Origin of the sequence: Microcoleus sp. FACHB-68 (genome assembly GCF_014695715.1) — a bacterium.
Classification (GTDB): domain Bacteria; phylum Cyanobacteriota; class Cyanobacteriia; order Cyanobacteriales; family Oscillatoriaceae; genus FACHB-68.
On the sequence record NZ_JACJOT010000006.1, the window covers coordinates 90,347 to 108,337 of the forward strand.

The 17,991-nt window shown below is 48.3% G+C and carries 10 protein-coding genes; 2 read left to right on the forward strand and 8 right to left on the reverse strand.

The window, feature by feature from the left end; all coding sequences use genetic code 11:
- The first annotated feature begins 400 nt into the window (after positions 1–400).
- On the forward strand, positions 401–1,285 hold the full coding sequence (locus H6F73_RS05005; RefSeq protein ID WP_190757711.1) for an Npun_R2479 family HD domain-containing metalloprotein: 885 nt from the start codon (positions 401–403) through the stop codon (positions 1,283–1,285).
- Here the strand turns inward: H6F73_RS05005 and H6F73_RS05010 are convergent.
- The gene (locus H6F73_RS05010) at positions 1,252–2,928 is read right to left on the reverse strand and encodes an ABC transporter ATP-binding protein (protein WP_190757712.1); all 1,677 of its coding nucleotides are present in this window, start codon (positions 2,926–2,928) and stop codon (positions 1,252–1,254) included. The genes H6F73_RS05005 and H6F73_RS05010 overlap by 34 nt on opposite strands.
- Before the next feature lie 274 nt (positions 2,929–3,202).
- Positions 3,203–3,571: a heterocyst frequency control protein PatD gene (gene patD, locus H6F73_RS05015; protein WP_190757713.1), complete on the reverse strand. Its 369-nt coding sequence runs from the start codon at positions 3,569–3,571 to the stop codon at positions 3,203–3,205.
- Between the two features lie 292 nt (positions 3,572–3,863).
- Here patD and H6F73_RS05020 point away from each other — a divergent pair, with 292 nt between their 5' ends.
- Entirely contained in the window at positions 3,864–6,125 is a 2,262-nt protein-coding gene (locus tag H6F73_RS05020; protein WP_190757714.1) for a bifunctional (p)ppGpp synthetase/guanosine-3',5'-bis(diphosphate) 3'-pyrophosphohydrolase, read from the forward strand.
- 74 nt (positions 6,126–6,199) lie between these two features.
- Here H6F73_RS05020 and H6F73_RS05025 read toward each other — a convergent pair whose 3' ends face one another.
- From H6F73_RS05025 to H6F73_RS05050, 6 genes are all read right to left on the reverse strand, one after another.
- A complete protein-coding gene (locus tag H6F73_RS05025; RefSeq protein WP_190757715.1) occupies positions 6,200–6,700 on the reverse strand; it encodes a KTSC domain-containing protein in 501 nt (166 codons plus the stop codon).
- Positions 6,701–7,004: 304 nt separating this feature from the next.
- On the reverse strand, positions 7,005–8,534 hold the full coding sequence (locus tag H6F73_RS05030; protein WP_190757716.1) for an ATP-binding protein: 1,530 nt from the start codon (positions 8,532–8,534) through the stop codon (positions 7,005–7,007).
- A complete protein-coding gene (locus H6F73_RS05035; RefSeq protein ID WP_199330428.1) occupies positions 8,500–10,944 on the reverse strand; it encodes a GAF domain-containing protein in 2,445 nt (814 codons plus the stop codon). Before H6F73_RS05035 ends, H6F73_RS05030 begins: the two co-directional genes overlap by 35 nt.
- A 213-nt stretch (positions 10,945–11,157) precedes the next feature.
- The gene (locus H6F73_RS05040; RefSeq protein WP_190757717.1) at positions 11,158–11,619 is read right to left on the reverse strand and encodes a response regulator; all 462 of its coding nucleotides are present in this window, start codon (positions 11,617–11,619) and stop codon (positions 11,158–11,160) included.
- A complete protein-coding gene (locus H6F73_RS05045; RefSeq protein WP_190757718.1) occupies positions 11,594–16,879 on the reverse strand; it encodes a PAS domain S-box protein in 5,286 nt (1,761 codons plus the stop codon). The genes H6F73_RS05040 and H6F73_RS05045 overlap by 26 nt, the downstream gene beginning before the upstream one ends.
- Before the next feature lie 253 nt (positions 16,880–17,132).
- Entirely contained in the window at positions 17,133–17,711 is a 579-nt protein-coding gene (locus H6F73_RS05050; RefSeq protein ID WP_190757719.1) for a glyoxalase-like domain protein, read from the reverse strand.
- Positions 17,712–17,991 lie beyond the last annotated feature (280 nt).

The following is a 17,991-nucleotide window of genomic DNA, read 5'->3' on the forward strand; positions in this document are numbered from 1 at the left end:
GGAAGTCTGGCAGCCTAGACAATCGCTCTGTGATGCGTCTAGATTTGTATGTGACCCTGAGAAGGTTCCCCTGGATGAAACGCTCCTTTCGCTGAGTTACATCCATTGAGGGTCTTATGCTGTAGACAGAGCCGGCTTAGTATGAGAGTGTAAAGGTTTAAAAGACTTCAAGCCTCTCTATCGGCCAGTTTGCCTAGCGCTGTGACACTGACACGGAAGCCAGTGGAAATAATTTGACAGCGTCGGTGCTTTCAAAAGCAAGCGCATATCCAGTGCTGAAGTGGGGAAACAAATATTTAATAACTGGGAGATTTTTTGATTAATAACTTGAATCAAAGACAGCAACAAACCATTAAAAATTGACCCTTTACAGGAAATTGGTATAACAGGAGAACAGGATATGTTCAATACCGTTGAACTGCTGATAGACGCATTCGTAGACAAGCTGAAAGCCGGCTACCACCGCACCTACGGAGGCTACAAACCTCAGTATGAAGATATCATCGGTTGGGCCGGCAACATGGCGTTAGAGAACCTCGCCAACAGCGATGCCCTCTATCACAACATGGAACACACCATTTTAGTGAGCTTAGTTGGGCAAGAAATTCTGCGAGGCAAACACATTCGTGAAGGAGGTGTTACCTGTGAGGATTGGTTGCATTTCATCATCTCCTTGGTGTGCCATAACATTGGCTATGTTAAAGGCGTTTGCCGGCAGGATCAAGCCGGTGCTTATGCAACCGGAAGAGACGGGAAAACCGTCGTCCTGCCCGATGGTTCCACTGATGCCAGCCTTACCCCCTACCGTGTGGATAGAGGAAAACTATTTGTTGATGAACGCTTTGGCGGTCATAAACTGATCGATGTTGAGCAAATTAAGCGTAATATTGAACTCACTCGTTTCCCAATGCCAAGCGGAGCGGACGAACTTGATAGCGTGAACTTTCCTGGCTTGGTACGCGCATCTGCATTAATCGGTCAACTCAGCGATCCCCGCTACTTTAAAAAGATTGGAGCGCTGTACTATGAATTTGAAGAAATCGGTTTAACCAAAGAATTAGGCTACAGCAACCCTGGAGATTTACGCCATCACTACCCCAAATATTTCTGGCGTAGTGTTTACCCCTATATTCAAGATGCACTGCGCTACTTATCGCTGACACAACAGGGCAAACAAATCATCGCCAACCTGCAAGCAAATGTGTTTGTTTTAGAACACGAACAGATTGGCAATGAAGAGTCTGAAGAAGCTCAGCTGGTACGCGCCAGTAACGGTGCCGCTTGAAGCAGGGTTTGGGTGTAAGGGTGCTGGGGATTGGTAAAAATTTTCCGGGTAGGGCCAATTTCCACAATCTGACCGCTATTCATGACAGCAATTCGATCACAGAAAAATCTGGCTACCCAGAGATCGTGAGTGATAAACAAATACGTCAGCTCGAATTCCTGCTTTAACTCCAGCATCAACTCCAGCACCTGCGTCTGAACACTCGCATCCAACATACTCACCGGCTCATCACAAATCAGTAGTTGGGGGCGGGTAATCAGCGCCCGTGCGATGGCAACCCGCTGCTGCTGCCCCCCAGACAGCTCAGAGGGATAGCGGTGATAAAATTCCTCTGGGCTTAATCCCACGCGTTTCAGCATCTGCCTGACTTGCTCTTTCGCTTCTACCGGCGTTGCTAGCTGGTGAATGAACAGGGGATCAGCAATGCTTTGCCCCACTGTCATCATGGGATTAAGACAAGCGTGGGGATCTTGAAACACCATCTGCATTTGCCGCCGGCGCTGCCGCAACGATTCTGCCGGCAATTGCATTAAATTTTGACCGAGAAATTCTACCTTGCCGCCGGTGGGGCGAATCAGTTGCAAAATGGTGCGAGATAGCGTACTTTTTCCGCAACCCGATTCTCCCACTAATCCCAGAATTTCACCTGGATACAGATCGAAGCTGACCCCATCAACTGCACGGATTGTCTGGTTTTGCCCAGCAAATAGCCGCTCAATAAAATTCGCTTCCAAGGTGTAATGCTGCTGCAATTCATGGACACGCAGTAAAGGAGGTTCAGCAGTGGGGATCACGTCTGCAAGCCTGTCTCCCCCTCTATCCCTCTCTCCTTCACCCTGATCACCGACTGCCTGAATGTGCAGCGCTGCCTTGAGCAGTGATTGGGTATAAGGATGCTGGGGATTTTGGAGAACGTCTTGAACTTTGCCGGTTTCTACCACCTTGCCGGCATACATCACCGCAATGCGATCACAATATTCCCCCACCATTGCCAAATCGTGGGAGATCAGCAGCAGCGCCAGATCCCGTTCGTTGCAAAGCCGCGTCAGTTCGCGACAGATTTCAGCCGACACCGTCACATCTAAACTCGTGGTTGGTTCATCCGCCACAATCATCTTGGGATCAAGCATCAGCGCCAGGGCAATGGCCACCCGCTGCCGCATTCCGCCACTAAATTCATGGGGATATTGTGTCCATCGCGAAGCCGGGATTTTGACGGCTGCTAGGGTTTCAATTGCTTTATCTTTTGCTTGCCGCCGGCTTAACTGGGGTTGGTGGCTTAAAAGCGTTTCCACACAGTGATCCCCAATCGTCATTAGGGGATCGAGGCGCGTCATCGGATCTTGGAAAATCAGCGCTACCGCCTCTCCGCGAAAGCGTCTCAACTGTGCCGGTGTCAGGTCAAAAACCGATTGGCCGGCAAATCTCACTTGTCCCTCAATGCGCGTTGATGCCGGTAACAACCGCATCGCTGCCCGTCCCAGCGTTGACTTCCCGCAACCCGACTCTCCCACCAATCCCAGTCTTTCACCCGGTTGCAGCGTCAAAGACACGTCATCCACCGCCCAGCTCGCTTCGCCGGCAACCCGCCCATAAGGATAGGAAACCCGCAGATTTTCGACACAAAATAACGCTTCGCTCATTCTGTTTGTCACTTGTCAGTTGTCTAGTTGTGTGGCGGGTTTTATCCGTTTATATCGGTTCCACCCTTAATCGATCTAGCAAACGGTTCGCTTTCCCCTTCTCCCCCTCACCCCATCTCCCACTCTCCCCTTCCTCTTGACTCCTCTCCCACTCAGGACTCGGCACTCAGCGTTCAACACTTTCCCACTCAGGACTCAGGACTCAGGACTCAGGACTCCCTATCTCTCTAGGGCGTTGCGCGAAACGTCTGTGTGCCCTCTCCTTTGTTATCCCTCACTCTTCACTCCCCAATACCGCCTCACAGTATCCCATTAAAGTTTTAATGCGATCCCCTAGCTGAGCCTGCCGTTGTTGAATGGTTGCCGGCTGCCGCGACGCTTGCAAAAACATTACGTCTGTGTCTAAAAGCTTCAGTTGCTTGTGCATTTCTATTTGGTAAGACTGTACCCTTGATGCGGTTTGCCGGTCTAACTCATCTGCCGGCAAACTCAAAATTTTCTCCTGAAAAAATTGCCACACTTCTGGAAGTGCTTTTGAGAGGGTCGCCCTATCTGGAATCGTCTCTGGGAGAGCGATCTGTCGCAGCCTCTCTAGCAGTTCGTACAATCGCTGATAGTGTTGGCGGTGAATTTCTGGCAGCATGATGTAAAGAATTTTGTCTATATTGTATGAAAGGGGTTCTCTTTAAGGTTTATAAAGCTTAAAGGAAGATAGAACTTTGGGTTGCAGCGATGTTATGTCTGAGAACATTATTGATAGCTGCCGCTCCTGATTCATCCCCCTGTCAGCAAAGTCTTAATTCTACCGTCCAGGTTTGCAGACGAAATCCTTAACGCTGCCGGCGTGTCTGTATCCCTGAATACAATAAATGCCGTAGAATTGGCAGATCCTCCAATCACCCGTCCACCTATTCATAAGCTTTAAGTGTGACACTATGAACACCACTGCCCCTACTTGCCCCATTGTTCAACTTCCTGACTGGCTGCAAGCGTGTTTGCTTACCCAGCAACAATCCTCTGACTCTACAGCACCCGAAGCGGCAGATAACTCCTTAATCTGTCGGGCGTTTGAATTTGGTTATCGGCTGCACGAAGGTCAGTGTCGCAAATCAGGCGAACCGTACATTTGCCATCCCATCGCGGTTGCCGGCTTGTTGCGGGATCTGGGAGGCAGCAGCGCCATGATCGCCGCCGGCTTTTTGCATGATGTAGTAGAAGATACAGAAGTCAGTTTAGAAGAAATTGAGCAGCGGTTTGGTACGGAAGTGCGCCTGTTGGTTGAAGGCGTCACCAAGCTGTCTAAATTTAAATTTTCTAGTAAAACCGAACGCCAAGCCGAGAACTTCCGCCGAATGTTCTTGGCAATGGCAAAGGATATCCGGGTAATTGTGGTGAAACTGGCAGACCGGCTCCACAATATGAGGACGCTGGAACACCTGCCCGATGAAAAACGCCGGCGAATTGCCCAGGAAACACGAGAAATCTTTGCGCCTTTGGCAAATCGCTTGGGGATCGGTCGTTTTAAGTGGGAATTAGAAGATTTAGCCTTTAAATATCTTGAACCCGAAGCCTACCGAGCAACCCAGGAGTTGGTTGCAGAAAAACGAGCGGATCGGGAAGCCAGATTAACGAAAGTGACGGAAATTCTGCGGGAACGCCTCGATCAAGTGGGGATCGGGTGTGTCGAAGTTAGTGGCCGGCCTAAGCACCTTTATGGAATTTACCAAAAGATGCAGCGGCAGCAGAAAGAATTCCATGAAATTTACGATATTGCAGCGGTGCGAATCATCGTGCAAAACAACGATGAGTGCTACCGAACTTTGGCCATCGTTCACGATGCTTTCCGCCCCATTCCAGGCCGGTTTAAAGACTACATCGGTTTACCCAAACCCAACCGCTATCAATCGCTGCATACGGTTGTCGTTGGCTTCACCGGGCGTCCTTTAGAAATCCAAATCCGCACCTTAGCAATGCATCATGTCGCGGAATATGGGATCGCCGCGCACTGGAAATACAAAGAAACCGGCTCATCCAGCCACACCCAGATGAAGGCAGAAGAGGAGAAATTCACCTGGCTGCGGCAATTGCTGGACTGGCAGAGTGACCTCAAGGACGCTCAAGAATACCTGGAAAGCGTTAAGGATAACCTGTTTGAAGATGATGTCTATGTGTTTACGCCTCAAGGGGATGTCGTTGCACTCAGTCGCGGTGCCACACCTGTCGATTTTGCCTATCGCATTCACACAGAGGTGGGAAATCACTGTACCGGCGCACGAGTTGACGGGCGCATGGTGACGCTAGACTCCCAGCTGAAAAACGGTGACATTGTTGAAATCATCACGCAGAAAAATAGCCGTCCGAGTCTGGGATGGCTGAATTTTGCCGTCACCACCGGCGCACGTAACCGCATTCGCCAGTGGTACAAGCGCTCACACCGAGATGAAAATGTGGCCCGTGGGCGAGAACTGCTGGAAAAAGAACTGGGCAAAAATGGCCTGGAAGCGCTGCTCAAATCTGAGCCAATGCAGGCGGTAGTCCATCGCTGCAACTATCACAGTGTTGATGATTTACTCGCCGGCTTGGGTTATGGGGAAGTGCCGCTTAACCAAGTGGTAAACCGGCTGCGCGATGCGGTTAAGGCGAAACAGCCGATGGAAGCAGACGCTGAGACGCTACCCCCACCGGCTTCGTCTACACGGGCGCTGCGGGAGATAACCAGCCCTTCAACACCGGGCGGTAAATCCCCCATCGCTGGGGTTGAAGGGCTACTTTATCACCTTGCCGGCTGTTGTCACCCGATCCCCGGTGAATCGATTATCGGGGTCGTGACTCGTAGCAGTCGCGGCATTTCTATCCACCGGCAAGGTTGTTCCAATGTGGAAAATGTCCAAGGTGATCGCGTTGTGCCGGTGAGCTGGAATCCTACCACCGAAAGCGCCCGTCCGAAAACTTACCCGATTGATGTTCAAATTGAAGCGATTGATCGTGTCGGTGTACTCAACGATATTTTGTCTCGCTTGAAGGATAACAATATCAATGTTCGCAGTGCTCAAGTCAAAACTTATCCAGGTTTCCCGGCTTTGATTAACCTCTGCATTGATATTCGCGATCTTGATCAACTTGAACGCACGTTCTGTCAAATTAAAAAGATGAGCGATATCTTGAACTTGCGCCGGCTTACTCAAGTTGAAGAGTAAAGTTTACGGTTGTTGCAATCAGGCTGTTTGAATCCGGCTAGAGTGCCGGCAACTCCAACAGCCTAAAAATTCGATTAATCTGGGCAATCTTCTTCAAAATTGCTGCAATCCAACGTGCCGGTGGCAATCATATTAACCTCATCAATGCGTTCAGAGTAATAACTGCCTCTAATTTCAGCATTGAAAAACTGTCCGACTGAATCCGCGCTCTGAAAAGATTCCCAAGTTTCAGACTCGACTTCACTATACTGATAAACCGACCCGTTTTTAAATTCGACTTGTAAAACTTTTCGCTCCTCATCATATCCAATGCCATTCGCCATAGATGAAGAAACCGGCAACATGGCAATTGACTGAGAGCTTTCTATTTCTTCGGGGGTTTCCAGGTTAGGCGGGAACGCGCTTATTTCATTATTTGCGATGTAATGAACTTGTTGCAGTCCATTGTAAGCGGCTGCCGGCGCAGAAATTTCAATATATTCCACGTCTTCCCCCCGGTCGATTAATAGCCCCAACTGACCGTTAGAATGACCGATAGCGAGGATATTGGTTAAATCAATTTTGGATAACTTCATGCGAATTTTTCCTCCAAAAATTGAGCAATTAAATGAGCAAGCCTGAGTTATTCAGCGGTTCTGACATCAGTAAATTGCCGACAATCTCTCAAGGGAGATTTCAGCTAATCACCTCAGTTTTAAAAGAATAGAATATCTCTTAAACCCGCTTTCTTCCTGTGTCTCGGAAACTTGTAACTGGCTATGAATTGGGCTTACTAAACTCTATTATAAACGATGTTGATTTTTTAGTCAATATCTTAATTCAGTCATTTTTTATATGGACGTAGCTAATAATGCTCCTAATTCACTCTTCACTCAGGACTCAGGACTCAGCACTCAGGACTCCTCCCTGTGCCAGCGTAAAGTAAAACGTCGCGCCGGCATTAACAACCGCTTCAGCCCAAATCTTGCCCCCGTGCCGGTGGATAATCCGTTGTACAGTCGCTAGCCCAATGCCGGTGCCTTCAAACTCACTTTGTTGGTGCAGCCGCTGAAAAGCATAGAACAATTTATCCGCATCAGCCATAGAAAAACCGGCACCGTTGTCGCGCACAAAATACACAGTTTGCCCTTCTTGCTGGATCGTGCCAAATTCAATGCAAGTATGCGCTTTTTTTCCGGTATATTTCCAAGCATTTCCTAATAAATTTTCCAGCACAATTTCTAGTAAACGCCCATCGCCCTTAGCCATTACACCGGCAGCAATGCGAAACTCAACTTGGCGTTGCGGTTGTGTTTGCTGTAACGCCAGCGCAATTTTTTGCACTAGGGAACTTAACTGAACCGTCTCAATATGTACCTGAGTGCGAGAGATGCGCGACAAAAGCAGTAAATCTTCAATCAGTTGCTCCATGCGCTTGCAGGCGTTATGTATCCGTTGCAGGTAGTTTTGCCCTTTCTCGCCTAGCTTTTGGGAATAATTTTTTAATAGCAAGGCGCTAAACCCATTAATTACTGACAGGGGATTCCGCAGATCGTGGGAGACTGAATAATTGAAAGCTTCCAATTCTTTGTTGGCAAATTCCAATTCAACGGCTCGACGCTTTAAATCTTCATGCAGCTTGCGAATTTCCGCCTCAGCTCGCTGCCGTTCCGTTAAGTCACGCGTTACTTGAGCGAAGCCTCGTATCTGCCCACTTTCATCGCGTAATGTACTGATCGAAACCGCCGCCCAAAACCGCAAGCCGCCTTGGCGCACCCGCCAGCCTTCCTCCTCAAATCGCCCTTCAGCCGTTGCTAATTGTAAATCTCGCTGCGGCTTGCCGGCATCAATTTCTTTAGGCACGTAGAAACAGGAAAAATCTTGGCCGATAATTTCTTCAGCTGGGTAGCCGTGGGTGCGTTGCGCCCCAGCATTCCAATTCATCACACATCCGTTGGGGGCGAGGGTAAAAATCGCATAATCCTTGCCACCGGCAACCAGCAGGCGGAAGCGTTCCTCACTGTCTCGTAGCGCCTCTAAGCTGTGCTTACGCTCAATGGCATAGCGGATGGCGCGAACTAACAAATGCGAGTTTACCTGCCCTTTAACGAGGTAATCTTGCGCCCCTTGGCGAACTGCGTCCACCGCTAACTCTTCATTGTCTAAGCCTGTCATTACCACGATTGGGACAGAAGGCGCTTGTGCCTGCACTTGTACAATCGTCTCCAGCCCATGAGCGTCTGGGAGCGAGAGATCCAGCAAAATGACATCAAAACTGGCTTGTTTCAGCTGGGTGGTTGCTGCACTGAGAAGGGTTGCCGGCACGACTTCAAACTGAACCGTGCTGACTTCCGAGAGCAACTCTTGCAGCATGATGATGTCGGCGCGGTTATCTTCAACTAGCAGAATCTTGATAGTTTGATCGTGCATCTGTTGCCTGTAACTCCAAAGCCGGTGCGGCGTCGGCTGGGGTGAGCGGCAATTTTACTGTAAAGCAAGTCTCACCCAAAGCACTCGCCACTTCGATTGTCCCGCCTAAATGTTCGGCGAGTTTTTCTACTAGGGCTAACCCCAAGCCGGTTCCTCCTTGCTTCCAGGGATCGTTACTGGGGATACGATAGAACTTATCAAAAATGCGGCATAATTCAGTGCTGGGAATTTCAATGCCTGAATTCACGACTTGTAATAGCAATTTACCTTCTTGAGCGTAGACTTTAAGTGCGATGTGCTCGCCTTGAGGTGTGTACTTAAATGCATTATCCAGCAACTCTGTCAAGATGCGACCCAACCCTAAAACATCACAGACAACTGGAGGCAGTTCAGGAGAAATATCAACATATAAAATTTGCTCGCTGTTCTCTACTCGTTGTGTAAATGGCTCAACGACATGGGGAATCCAATTTTGCATTTGAATCTCGCTCAACTCTAAAGGTTGAACACCGGCATTGAGTCTTTGTAAGTCGAGCAGATCGTTGATCAAGTTAATTTCTCGGTTACACTCGTCATGCAGCACCTCGAAGTAGTAAGTGGCTTTATCAGTAATTGAAGTGTAAGCGTGATCGTACACTGGAGAATCTGCTGCCGACAGCAGAGAGCCGACAGCAGATTGCTGGTGGCTGATGGCGACTTCCAACATCTGAATTCCCATTTTTATGTTGGCAATTGGTGTGCGGAGTTCATGGGAAACGGTACAAAGAAAATCATCTTTTAAGCGATTAAGCCGTTCAAGTTCCTTAACTTGCGCTTGCGCTTCCTGGTAGAGTCTGGCTTGCCGCAAGGCGATGGCGCATTGCGTTGCGACTTGCTGCACCAGCCGGATTTCTAATTCATTAAAAATTTCATCTGCCGGCTTGAATAACCACAAATCGCCCAGCACTTCTTGATCATCAACTAAAGCGCTGGCAAGAATCATCGAACGAGACTCATTGCGCGTGGGGACAAACTCGCAAAACTGAAAGGGTAGATTTTGTTGAAAGCTTCTCGATTGAACCGCCGGCTTGTCCGCGTCCTCGTCGGCTAAACCAGGCAACAACTGAGAGTAGATCTCGGCAAAGTCAGACAAATCCACCTCACGCCCCGTCCGCGCCGGCTCTATTTGGCTGTATTCATAGCGGATCGTGGCGGTTCCTTGCTCAAGATTATATAAAGCCGCCTGACAACTTTGTGCGCCCAATCCTAAAGCTAATTCCCGCACAGCCGTTGGCAAAATTTGGTCTTCATCTAAACTATCGCGCACCTTGTCGGTAATCCGCTTTAACATCGCCTCCAGATGCAGCGCCTGTTGCAGTTGTTCAAGGGCTTGTTCTAGCTGGGCGGTACGTTCTTGCACTTGGGTTTCCAAGCCGGTGTTGAGATGCTGTACCTGCTGATAAAGTTCTGATTGTTGAATCGCAATTCCCACTTGGGTTGCGAGGGAAGTGAGCAGATCCAGTTCCCAAAGTTGCCAGGATCGGTTGCCGCGACACTGGTGAGCAATCAGCAGCCCCCACAATTGCGACTTGGGTGTTGAGGTGGGAGAATCGAGGGTTTTTTCTCCCTGTTTAACTTTTAATTCTTCATTGAAAAGAATCGGAACAACCAAGTTCGCTTTTACCTGTAAACTAGCCAATAAATTACGATGACACGGATCTATATCTGCCTCATAAATATCCTCGATAGCCCGCACTCGTCCCTCTGCGTAGCGCCGCGCATAGCCTTGTTGAATAAAGCAGGTTTCTTGAATCGTAATTCCATAAATTGCGTTGCAATCGTTAGCTACGGATTCTGCAACGACAATCCCACTCCAGTCTGGGTTAAAGCGGTAAACCAGCACGCGATCTGTCTGGAGAAAATGCCGGATTTCCGTGACCGTTGTGTGCAAAACTGCCCCTAAATCCAACGACTGACGGATACGCTGGGAAATTAACCCCAAAAGATGCGCTCGCTCAGCTTGCTGCCGCAAAGCTTCTGCGGTTCGTTTGCGCTCAATGGCATAGCGGATGGCACGCACGAGTAGTTGGCAGTTCACTTCGCCTTTAATTAGATAGTCTTGCGCTCCTTGCCGAACCGCTTCGAGAGCTAACTCTTCATTATCTAGGCCGGTCATCACCACAATCGGTAAACCGGGCGCTGCCAATTGCACCTGTGAAAGCGTCTCTAGCCCCTGGGCATCTGGAAGTGACAGATCCAGCAAAATAATGTCAAACGCTTGTGTCTGAAGCCGGCTTAGCGCTTCAGTAAGACGTTTTTCCTGCGTTACTTGAACCGGCACTGCTGGAGCTTCTGCCAAAAGCTCATTTAACATAGCCGCATCGGCGCGGTTGTCTTCTACTAAAAGAAGTTGAATCAAAGCATTTTTCATACTTGTAAGCCAGCCACGTTGTCGGCAACCATGCCAATTCAGACTTTCTATAGGGTTCGTTCGGCTTATGGGGCAGATTTCTTTTGCTGCTCTTTAGCTCGCTTTCCCGTGAGTTTCTGCTATTACAAATTTTAAGATAAGTTTCGCGATTGCACCTAGAGCGCATAACATAAATTATTTCAAAAAAAAATAAAAAAATTGTTTTGAAATCAATCAGTCCATCCCTGCATCTGAGGGCAAGGTAACAACACTGAGCCAAAAATGGGTAATTGCTTGGACGATCTTGATAAACTCATCTAAATCTAAAGGTTTGATAATATAGCAGTTGGCATGGTATTTATAGCTGATAAGGATATCAGCAGGGGCAGCAGAGGTTGTGAGAACCACCACGGGGATTGTTTGCAGAAGGGGATCGGATTTTATTTCCTGTAGCACTTCCTTACCGTCAAGCTTAGGCAAGTTCAAATCGAGCAGGATCAAACCCACAGCCGGCGCGGATTGATAGTCACCCTGCCGGCGCAAAAATTGCAGCGCCTCAACGCCGTCACGGACAACGTGCAAGTGTTCAACCGAGCTAGTTTCCCTGAAAATTTCGTTCATCAGGTAAGCATCGCTGGGGGAGTCTTCCACTAATAGAATTTCAATTGGTTTATTGATGGCTGTCGTGTTCCTCATGAAGTTCTTTCGCATCAGGAATCGTGAAATAAAAGGTTGAGCCTTCAGCTAGACGCGAATCAACCCAAATTCTACCCCCATGCCGCTCAACAATCTTTTGGCAAATAGCCAAACCGATGCCGGTGCCGGGGTACTCTTCCCGCGTGTGCAGGCGCTGAAATACGAGAAAAATCCGCTCGGCGTATTTGAGGTCAATCCCGATCCCATTATCACAAATAGACAACTGCCATTGCTCGTCCTGTCGCTGAGCGCTGACATGAATGATTGGTGGACCTGAGCTGCGGTACTTGATTGCGTTACTAATAATGTTTTGTAACAATTGCACCAATTGTGTCGGATCGCCCTTGACAGTTGGTAACTCGCTGTGGGTAATGGTAGCGTTATTTTCTGTAATGGCAACCTGCAGATTCGCCACAGCCGTAGTCAACACATTCCCCAAGTTCACCGGCCCAAAGGCTTTACCCCGCCTCCCGACGCGCGAAAACAGCAGCAAGTCTTGAATGAGTTTCTGCATCCGAGTTGCGCCTTCGACGGCAAAGGCAATATATTCGTCAGCCTTGGTATCGAGTTGGCCGCTATAGCGTCTGGCTAAGAGCTGAGTGTAGCCGGTGACAGCACGCAATGGCTCTTGCAAGTCGTGGGAGGCAACATAAGCAAATTGTTCTAACTCGGCATTGGAACGCGCCAAATCTGCCGCCCGTTCTTGGAGAGAGGCGATCAGTTGCGTTTTTTCCTCTTGGGCGCGCCGGCGTTCCATTGCCGTGACAATAATTTCTCCAACAATTCTTAGCAAGGTAATATGATCTTCTGTCCAGGTTTTGTGTGGGTGGGCACTATCACAGCCCATAAATCCCACAACTTCTCCACCGGCAACGAGGGAGACATTCAGCATTGATTGAATGCCTTCCAACTCACACTCAGCTTTTTCCGCCCTTGCTTCCGGTGGCAGTTCAGCCAGCTCACAGATTTGAAGCACCTCGCCCCGGCGAAGGATTTCCACTAGCCAAGGAAAGGCACTCACCGGCAAATTTTGCAATCTGTGGATGTGGGACTCAATGCCGGGGGCACACCATTCATGGGTGTTGCTCATCTCGGTGCCGGTTTCGCTGAACAAAAACACATAGGTGCGCTCAACATTGATAAATTCTCCAAGCGCATACAGCGCCTCGTTAATGCCTCGATCAATCTCAGCCGGCGGCAGATTGAGAAAATGAGTAGAGATATCGCTGATCAGCTGTTCTAATACAAGGCGATATTTAAGAGATTGCTCTGCCTGCTTGCGCTCGGTAATATCAAAAGCAGCAGAGAGGGCAGCAATTTGCCCATCAAACTCCATCAGAGAAACTGAAAGATTAACCCAACGTTCTTGGCCGGTTTTGGTGAGCAGTTGCAATTCATAGCGCGAAGCGAGTTGCTGATCTTGCTGGCGCAGGTAAGGCAGAGAAAATCCCTCTCCCATTCGATTGATAAAGAATTCTCGAAACTTGGGGTGGATCAGTTCTGTGCCGCCGGCAAGCAACTCTTCTCGCGTGTAGCCGGTGAGTTCTTCGGCTGCCGAGTTGACATAGCGCAGTTGAGTGCCTTGGGAAATGAAGATTGCGGCTGTTACGGTTTCTGTTAAGGTGCGAAACCTCATTTCTCGTTCTTGCAGCGCTTCCAGAGTCCGCTTCCGGTCGCTAATATCTGTGTGGACACTCACCAGTCCGATCATCTGGCCGGAATTATCTTTAATTGCATAAGCCCGCAACAAGATATCTAAAATTTTTCCTTGCCGGTTTTGCATCTTAACTTCTCCACTCCAAAAGCCCCCGTGACTAATCGTCTCGAACACCTCGTTTGCAACAGCCTTGTCACAGAAAAGAACCGACGCGCCGCCAAGGGCGAAAAGTTCATCAATCCTATAGCCAAATAATTCCTGAAATGCTGGGTTTTGGTAGATGTGCTGCGTGGTTATATCTGCAATATTGATTGCATCTGTGGCACTTTCTACCGCTTGACTGATGCGAATTAGCTGCGCTTCAGCCTGCTTGCGTTCCGTAATATCTATCCAAAAACCAACCATCTCCAAGGGGTTGCCGGACTCGTCGCGCACAAGCTGCACCTGATCGTACATCCACCGATAAGTTCCGTCTTGATGTTGAAAGCGGTATTCAAAGGTGCGCTGCTCTTTTTCTGGCACAATTTGCATCTGAGCAAGAATACCAGGGGCATCTTCTGGATGGATATGATCACTCCAGAAACTTGCGTTTTCTGTAAATTCTTGTGCTTCGTAGCCGAGCTGAATCTTGATATTTTTGCTGATAAAGGTGGCACCGTAATCTTCTGATACTTTGCTGCTGTAGATAACGGCTGGGCTAGCAGTGAGCAAATGTTCCAGACGTGCCTGAGCAATTTTCAGCGAATTTTCCATCTGTTTGCGCTCAGTCATATTGCGAGTAATGCACAAAATTGATTGCACTTCCCCGTCTGGATGCCGTTCTCCATCTATCAAAAATTCCGGCACGATTCGAGCTTCATAATAGTTATGTCCATTCGGGCTGGGGAAATCAAATTCCATGAGTGCTTCGCAGCCGGTTTTGAAGACTCGCTTCATCACGGTTTCCCAAGCAGATACAATGGATTCGGGAAAGTCTAACTCACGATTTGTTTTGCCGATTAATGCTTGAGGAGGCAATCCACTTGCCTCTTCAGCAGCTGGGTTAACATAGAGGTGGCATAATTGTTGATCGAAGCGAGTGATAATATCAGGAATATTTTCGGCTAGGGTTCTAAATTCTTGTTCACTGCGGCGTAATGCTTCGGTTGCCTGTTTGCGTTCAGTAATGTCTGTGTAGGCAATTGCTACGCCATAACCTTTTAGGGGAATCGGAGCGGCAGTAACACTGATCCAGGTAACTTCCTGATCGTCTTTAATAATTCCTAATTCTACATTTTCAAAAACTTTGTTTTCTTTTAATGCTCTTACGGCTGGGAGTTTATTAAATTCCACCGGGGTTCCGTCGGCTTGCAATCCATGCCATTCTGGGCTTTCAAAATTTCTTCTAATGTGGTCTTTCTTTGGAATATGCAAAATTTTTTCTGAAGCCGGATTCACATCAATAATATTGCCATTTTCATCGGTTATTGAAATACCAATTGGAAAAGTTTCAAATAAAATTTTATATTTTTCTTGGCTTTCTTTTATGGCTACTTCAGTTAACTTTTTTTCTGTAATGTCGCGAGAAACTGTATAAATTAACCGTTCTTCTAGAACCGGAAATGCTGTCCAAGATATCCACTTGTAAGTGCCATCTTTACAGCGGTAGCGGTTTTCAAAATAAAAAGTTGGGTTTCCCTTTTTTAATTTTTTTAGCTCTGCTAAAGTAACGGCGTACTCGTCGGGATGAATAATGTCTAGAAATCGGATTGAAAGAAATTCTTCAGGGGTATAGCCAAGGATGGTGGAGATGGCGGGATTTACACGCTTGAAATAGCCGTCGAAATCGGCAATTCCTAAAATATCAAGCGAAAGACTAAAAAAGCGATCGCGTTCTTCTGCTACTTGCTTGGCGAGGGTGATGTCTTGGGAGATACCAACGATGCGGTAAACTTCTCCCCGTTCGTTACAAACTGGAAAGGCGCGGGTTCTGATCCAACGAACTGAGCCGTCGGGCTGAATGACTCGATATTCTTGATCAAAATTGTCTTGGTTTTGGTTTTTACAGATGGTAATGATGCTCTGGCGATCGTCTGGATGGATGGCGTCTAAAAAAGAGGAAGGTTGCCGGTATAAACTCTCGCAAGTTCTGCCCCAAATTTGCTCGTAGGCGGGACTGATGTAGAGGAACTGCGTTTTGCCGGCATTCATCATCCAAAATACATCGCTGAGGTTTTCTGCTAGCTGGCGAAAACGTTCTTGACTTTCCCGAAGTGCCGCTTCCGCTTGTTTCCGCTCACTGATATCACGAACAAAGGCAAAGAAAAATCTTTCTTGGTTAATTTCGGCAAAGGTAATGCTGACTTCTGCACTCACCGTTTGCCCGTTTTTATGGCGCAACGCAATCTCAAACCGAGCCGAGCCGGTTTGGATCAGGGTTTTGATGTATTTGGGGCTGGCTAGAGGGCTTTCAACGGCTTCTAAAATACTGATGTGTATTCCCAATAGTTCTTGCCGCGAGTAGCCGACAAGGGCGCAAAATGCGGGGTTAACTTCCAGAAACTGCCGGCGTAGATTGAGAATGCAGAAGCCATCAATGGCGGTTTGCAGAATCACATCCGTGCGCTGTATCTGCACTTGCAACAAGCGCTCAGCTTGCTTACGATCTGTAATGTCGCGCACAATCGCTAAAACTTCATTTCGATCTTTGCCACTGACGGCGATCCGAGTTTCGTAATCGTACAGATGGCCTTGAACCGGCAGCTGAAATTCAACGAGTTGGGTGTTGCCCGTTTGCAGCACTAGCTCGATGGCGCTCATCAATTCCATCGCTAGCCCAATTGGTAACACCTCTGTCACTTTTTTGCCTAAGAACTCATGAGGCGGTACAAACATCGGAATATCTGCTGCTGGGATGCAGTCCAGATAGGTGCCATCTCTGGCGATGCGGAACAGCAAATCAGGCAGCGCCGAGATTAAAGCGCGATTCATTGCTTCACTTTCGCGCAGCGCCTCTTCAGCAAACTTGTGGGCGGTGATATCTAGGCTTAGTCCATCAAAGACGATGTCGCCAGTGTCAGTGGCGTGTACCCGTGCGATCGTGCGAAGCCATTTCAGTTGTCCTGAAGAATTAATCAGCCGGTATTTATGATTGAGGGGTGCCAGGGTTTCCCTTGAGGTTGCGAGTGCTTTTTGCAGGGGCGCAAGATCCTCAGGATGAACCGTATCGAACAGCCGTTCAGGATGTGCCATCCTTTCCTCAGCCGAAATGCCGAGTAGTTCTAACAAGCCGGCGCTGACGTAGGGGATGGAAATTTTGCCGTCGGCATCAAACACCCAGCGATAGACGACTCCAGGCAAATTGCCGGTGATGGTAGATAATCGCTGCTGGCTTTCCCGCAGTGCTGCTTCGGTGTGTTGGCATTCTGTAATATCTGGAGTGATGGCACTATTTTGCGCCAGATACTCCACCTGCTGCCGGCATTGTTTGAGTTGGGCTTCGGTTTGCGCTAAGGCGGTTTCCATTTGCCGGCATCTCGCTTGCGACTGTGCCAACTGCTGCCGCAGGGAAGTCTGTGAATCCTCAGAAGGGTTAGGATCTAGAGAGCCGGTGTGGAGGTTCATCGTCAGTCCTGAGTCGAAGCGTCAGTCAAGCCGTGGCTAAAGTCTAACGCTTGTTCCTTTGGCAAAGGGCGGGGCTTTACAAAATAAAAATTTTGACAGCTGATTGCACAACCGTAAGGGCATCGTTATTTATTGATGAATTCTGTTGTTTTTTTTCCTAAAAAGTTTGACTGCAACCCTTAACGAGTAAAGGTTGCAGCCTTGATAGGGTATTGAAAATAGGTGATAGGGAAAGTTGGAAAGTCTCAGTTTTTTAATTAGAGACTTCAGATATCTCAAGCACGCGACCTTCAAGATCCTTGACCAAAAAATTCAGCGGCTTTTCCCGACGAATTTTGTATTTAATGCCTCGTGTCTGGACGCGCATTAGCACCAGTTCCAAACAGTCGCTGTCAAAACAGACATGACGCTGCCGGTTTTTTTGACCGATACTCGCCCCTGAGATGACGTGCAATTGGGTATTTTTTTGCATTTGATACCACAATCCATCCGGAGTATCAAGGTTTTTTGTGGTGGTTGCTCCCATATTGGTGGACATATACAGGGGATCGATGCCGGTGGCACCGAGGGTTTGCTCGTAGTTGTAGTAATAGTGCAGGGGCACATCTGCCACCGGCAGATCTAGCAAACCTTCATAAAACTGTCGCGCGACTTCCAGATCGGACACCATGATGGTGTGAACTTTTGGGGCGCTGGTGAGAAACATCCACATCGCCCCGGCATAGGCAGCCAGCAGCATCACCATGATCCCCTGGGTGGATAACAGGCTATCCAGGGGCAGGGATGGCAAAAAGGCACTCAAGGTAGGAGTAATACTAAAGGTTAGAATCATGAACCAAGAAGGGATGAACAACACTCAGCGGTATCAATCGGCAGCCGGTCTGCTGTCTGGGATTTTATAGGACAAAACGATAGCATTGTTAATAATTTTATCAAGGCTGCATCGATCTGGTTGCGTCTCGATGAGTTTTCAGCTGCGGCAGCGCTTCCCCAGGAAAGCCGCGCAAAGTGGAGGCGCAACAGGGATTTTTCTGTTTTTTTGGCAGCGAGGCAGTTTGTAATTGTGGGAAACACTGGATATATTTATTTAGAAATCGCTGTTGGTGGGTAGA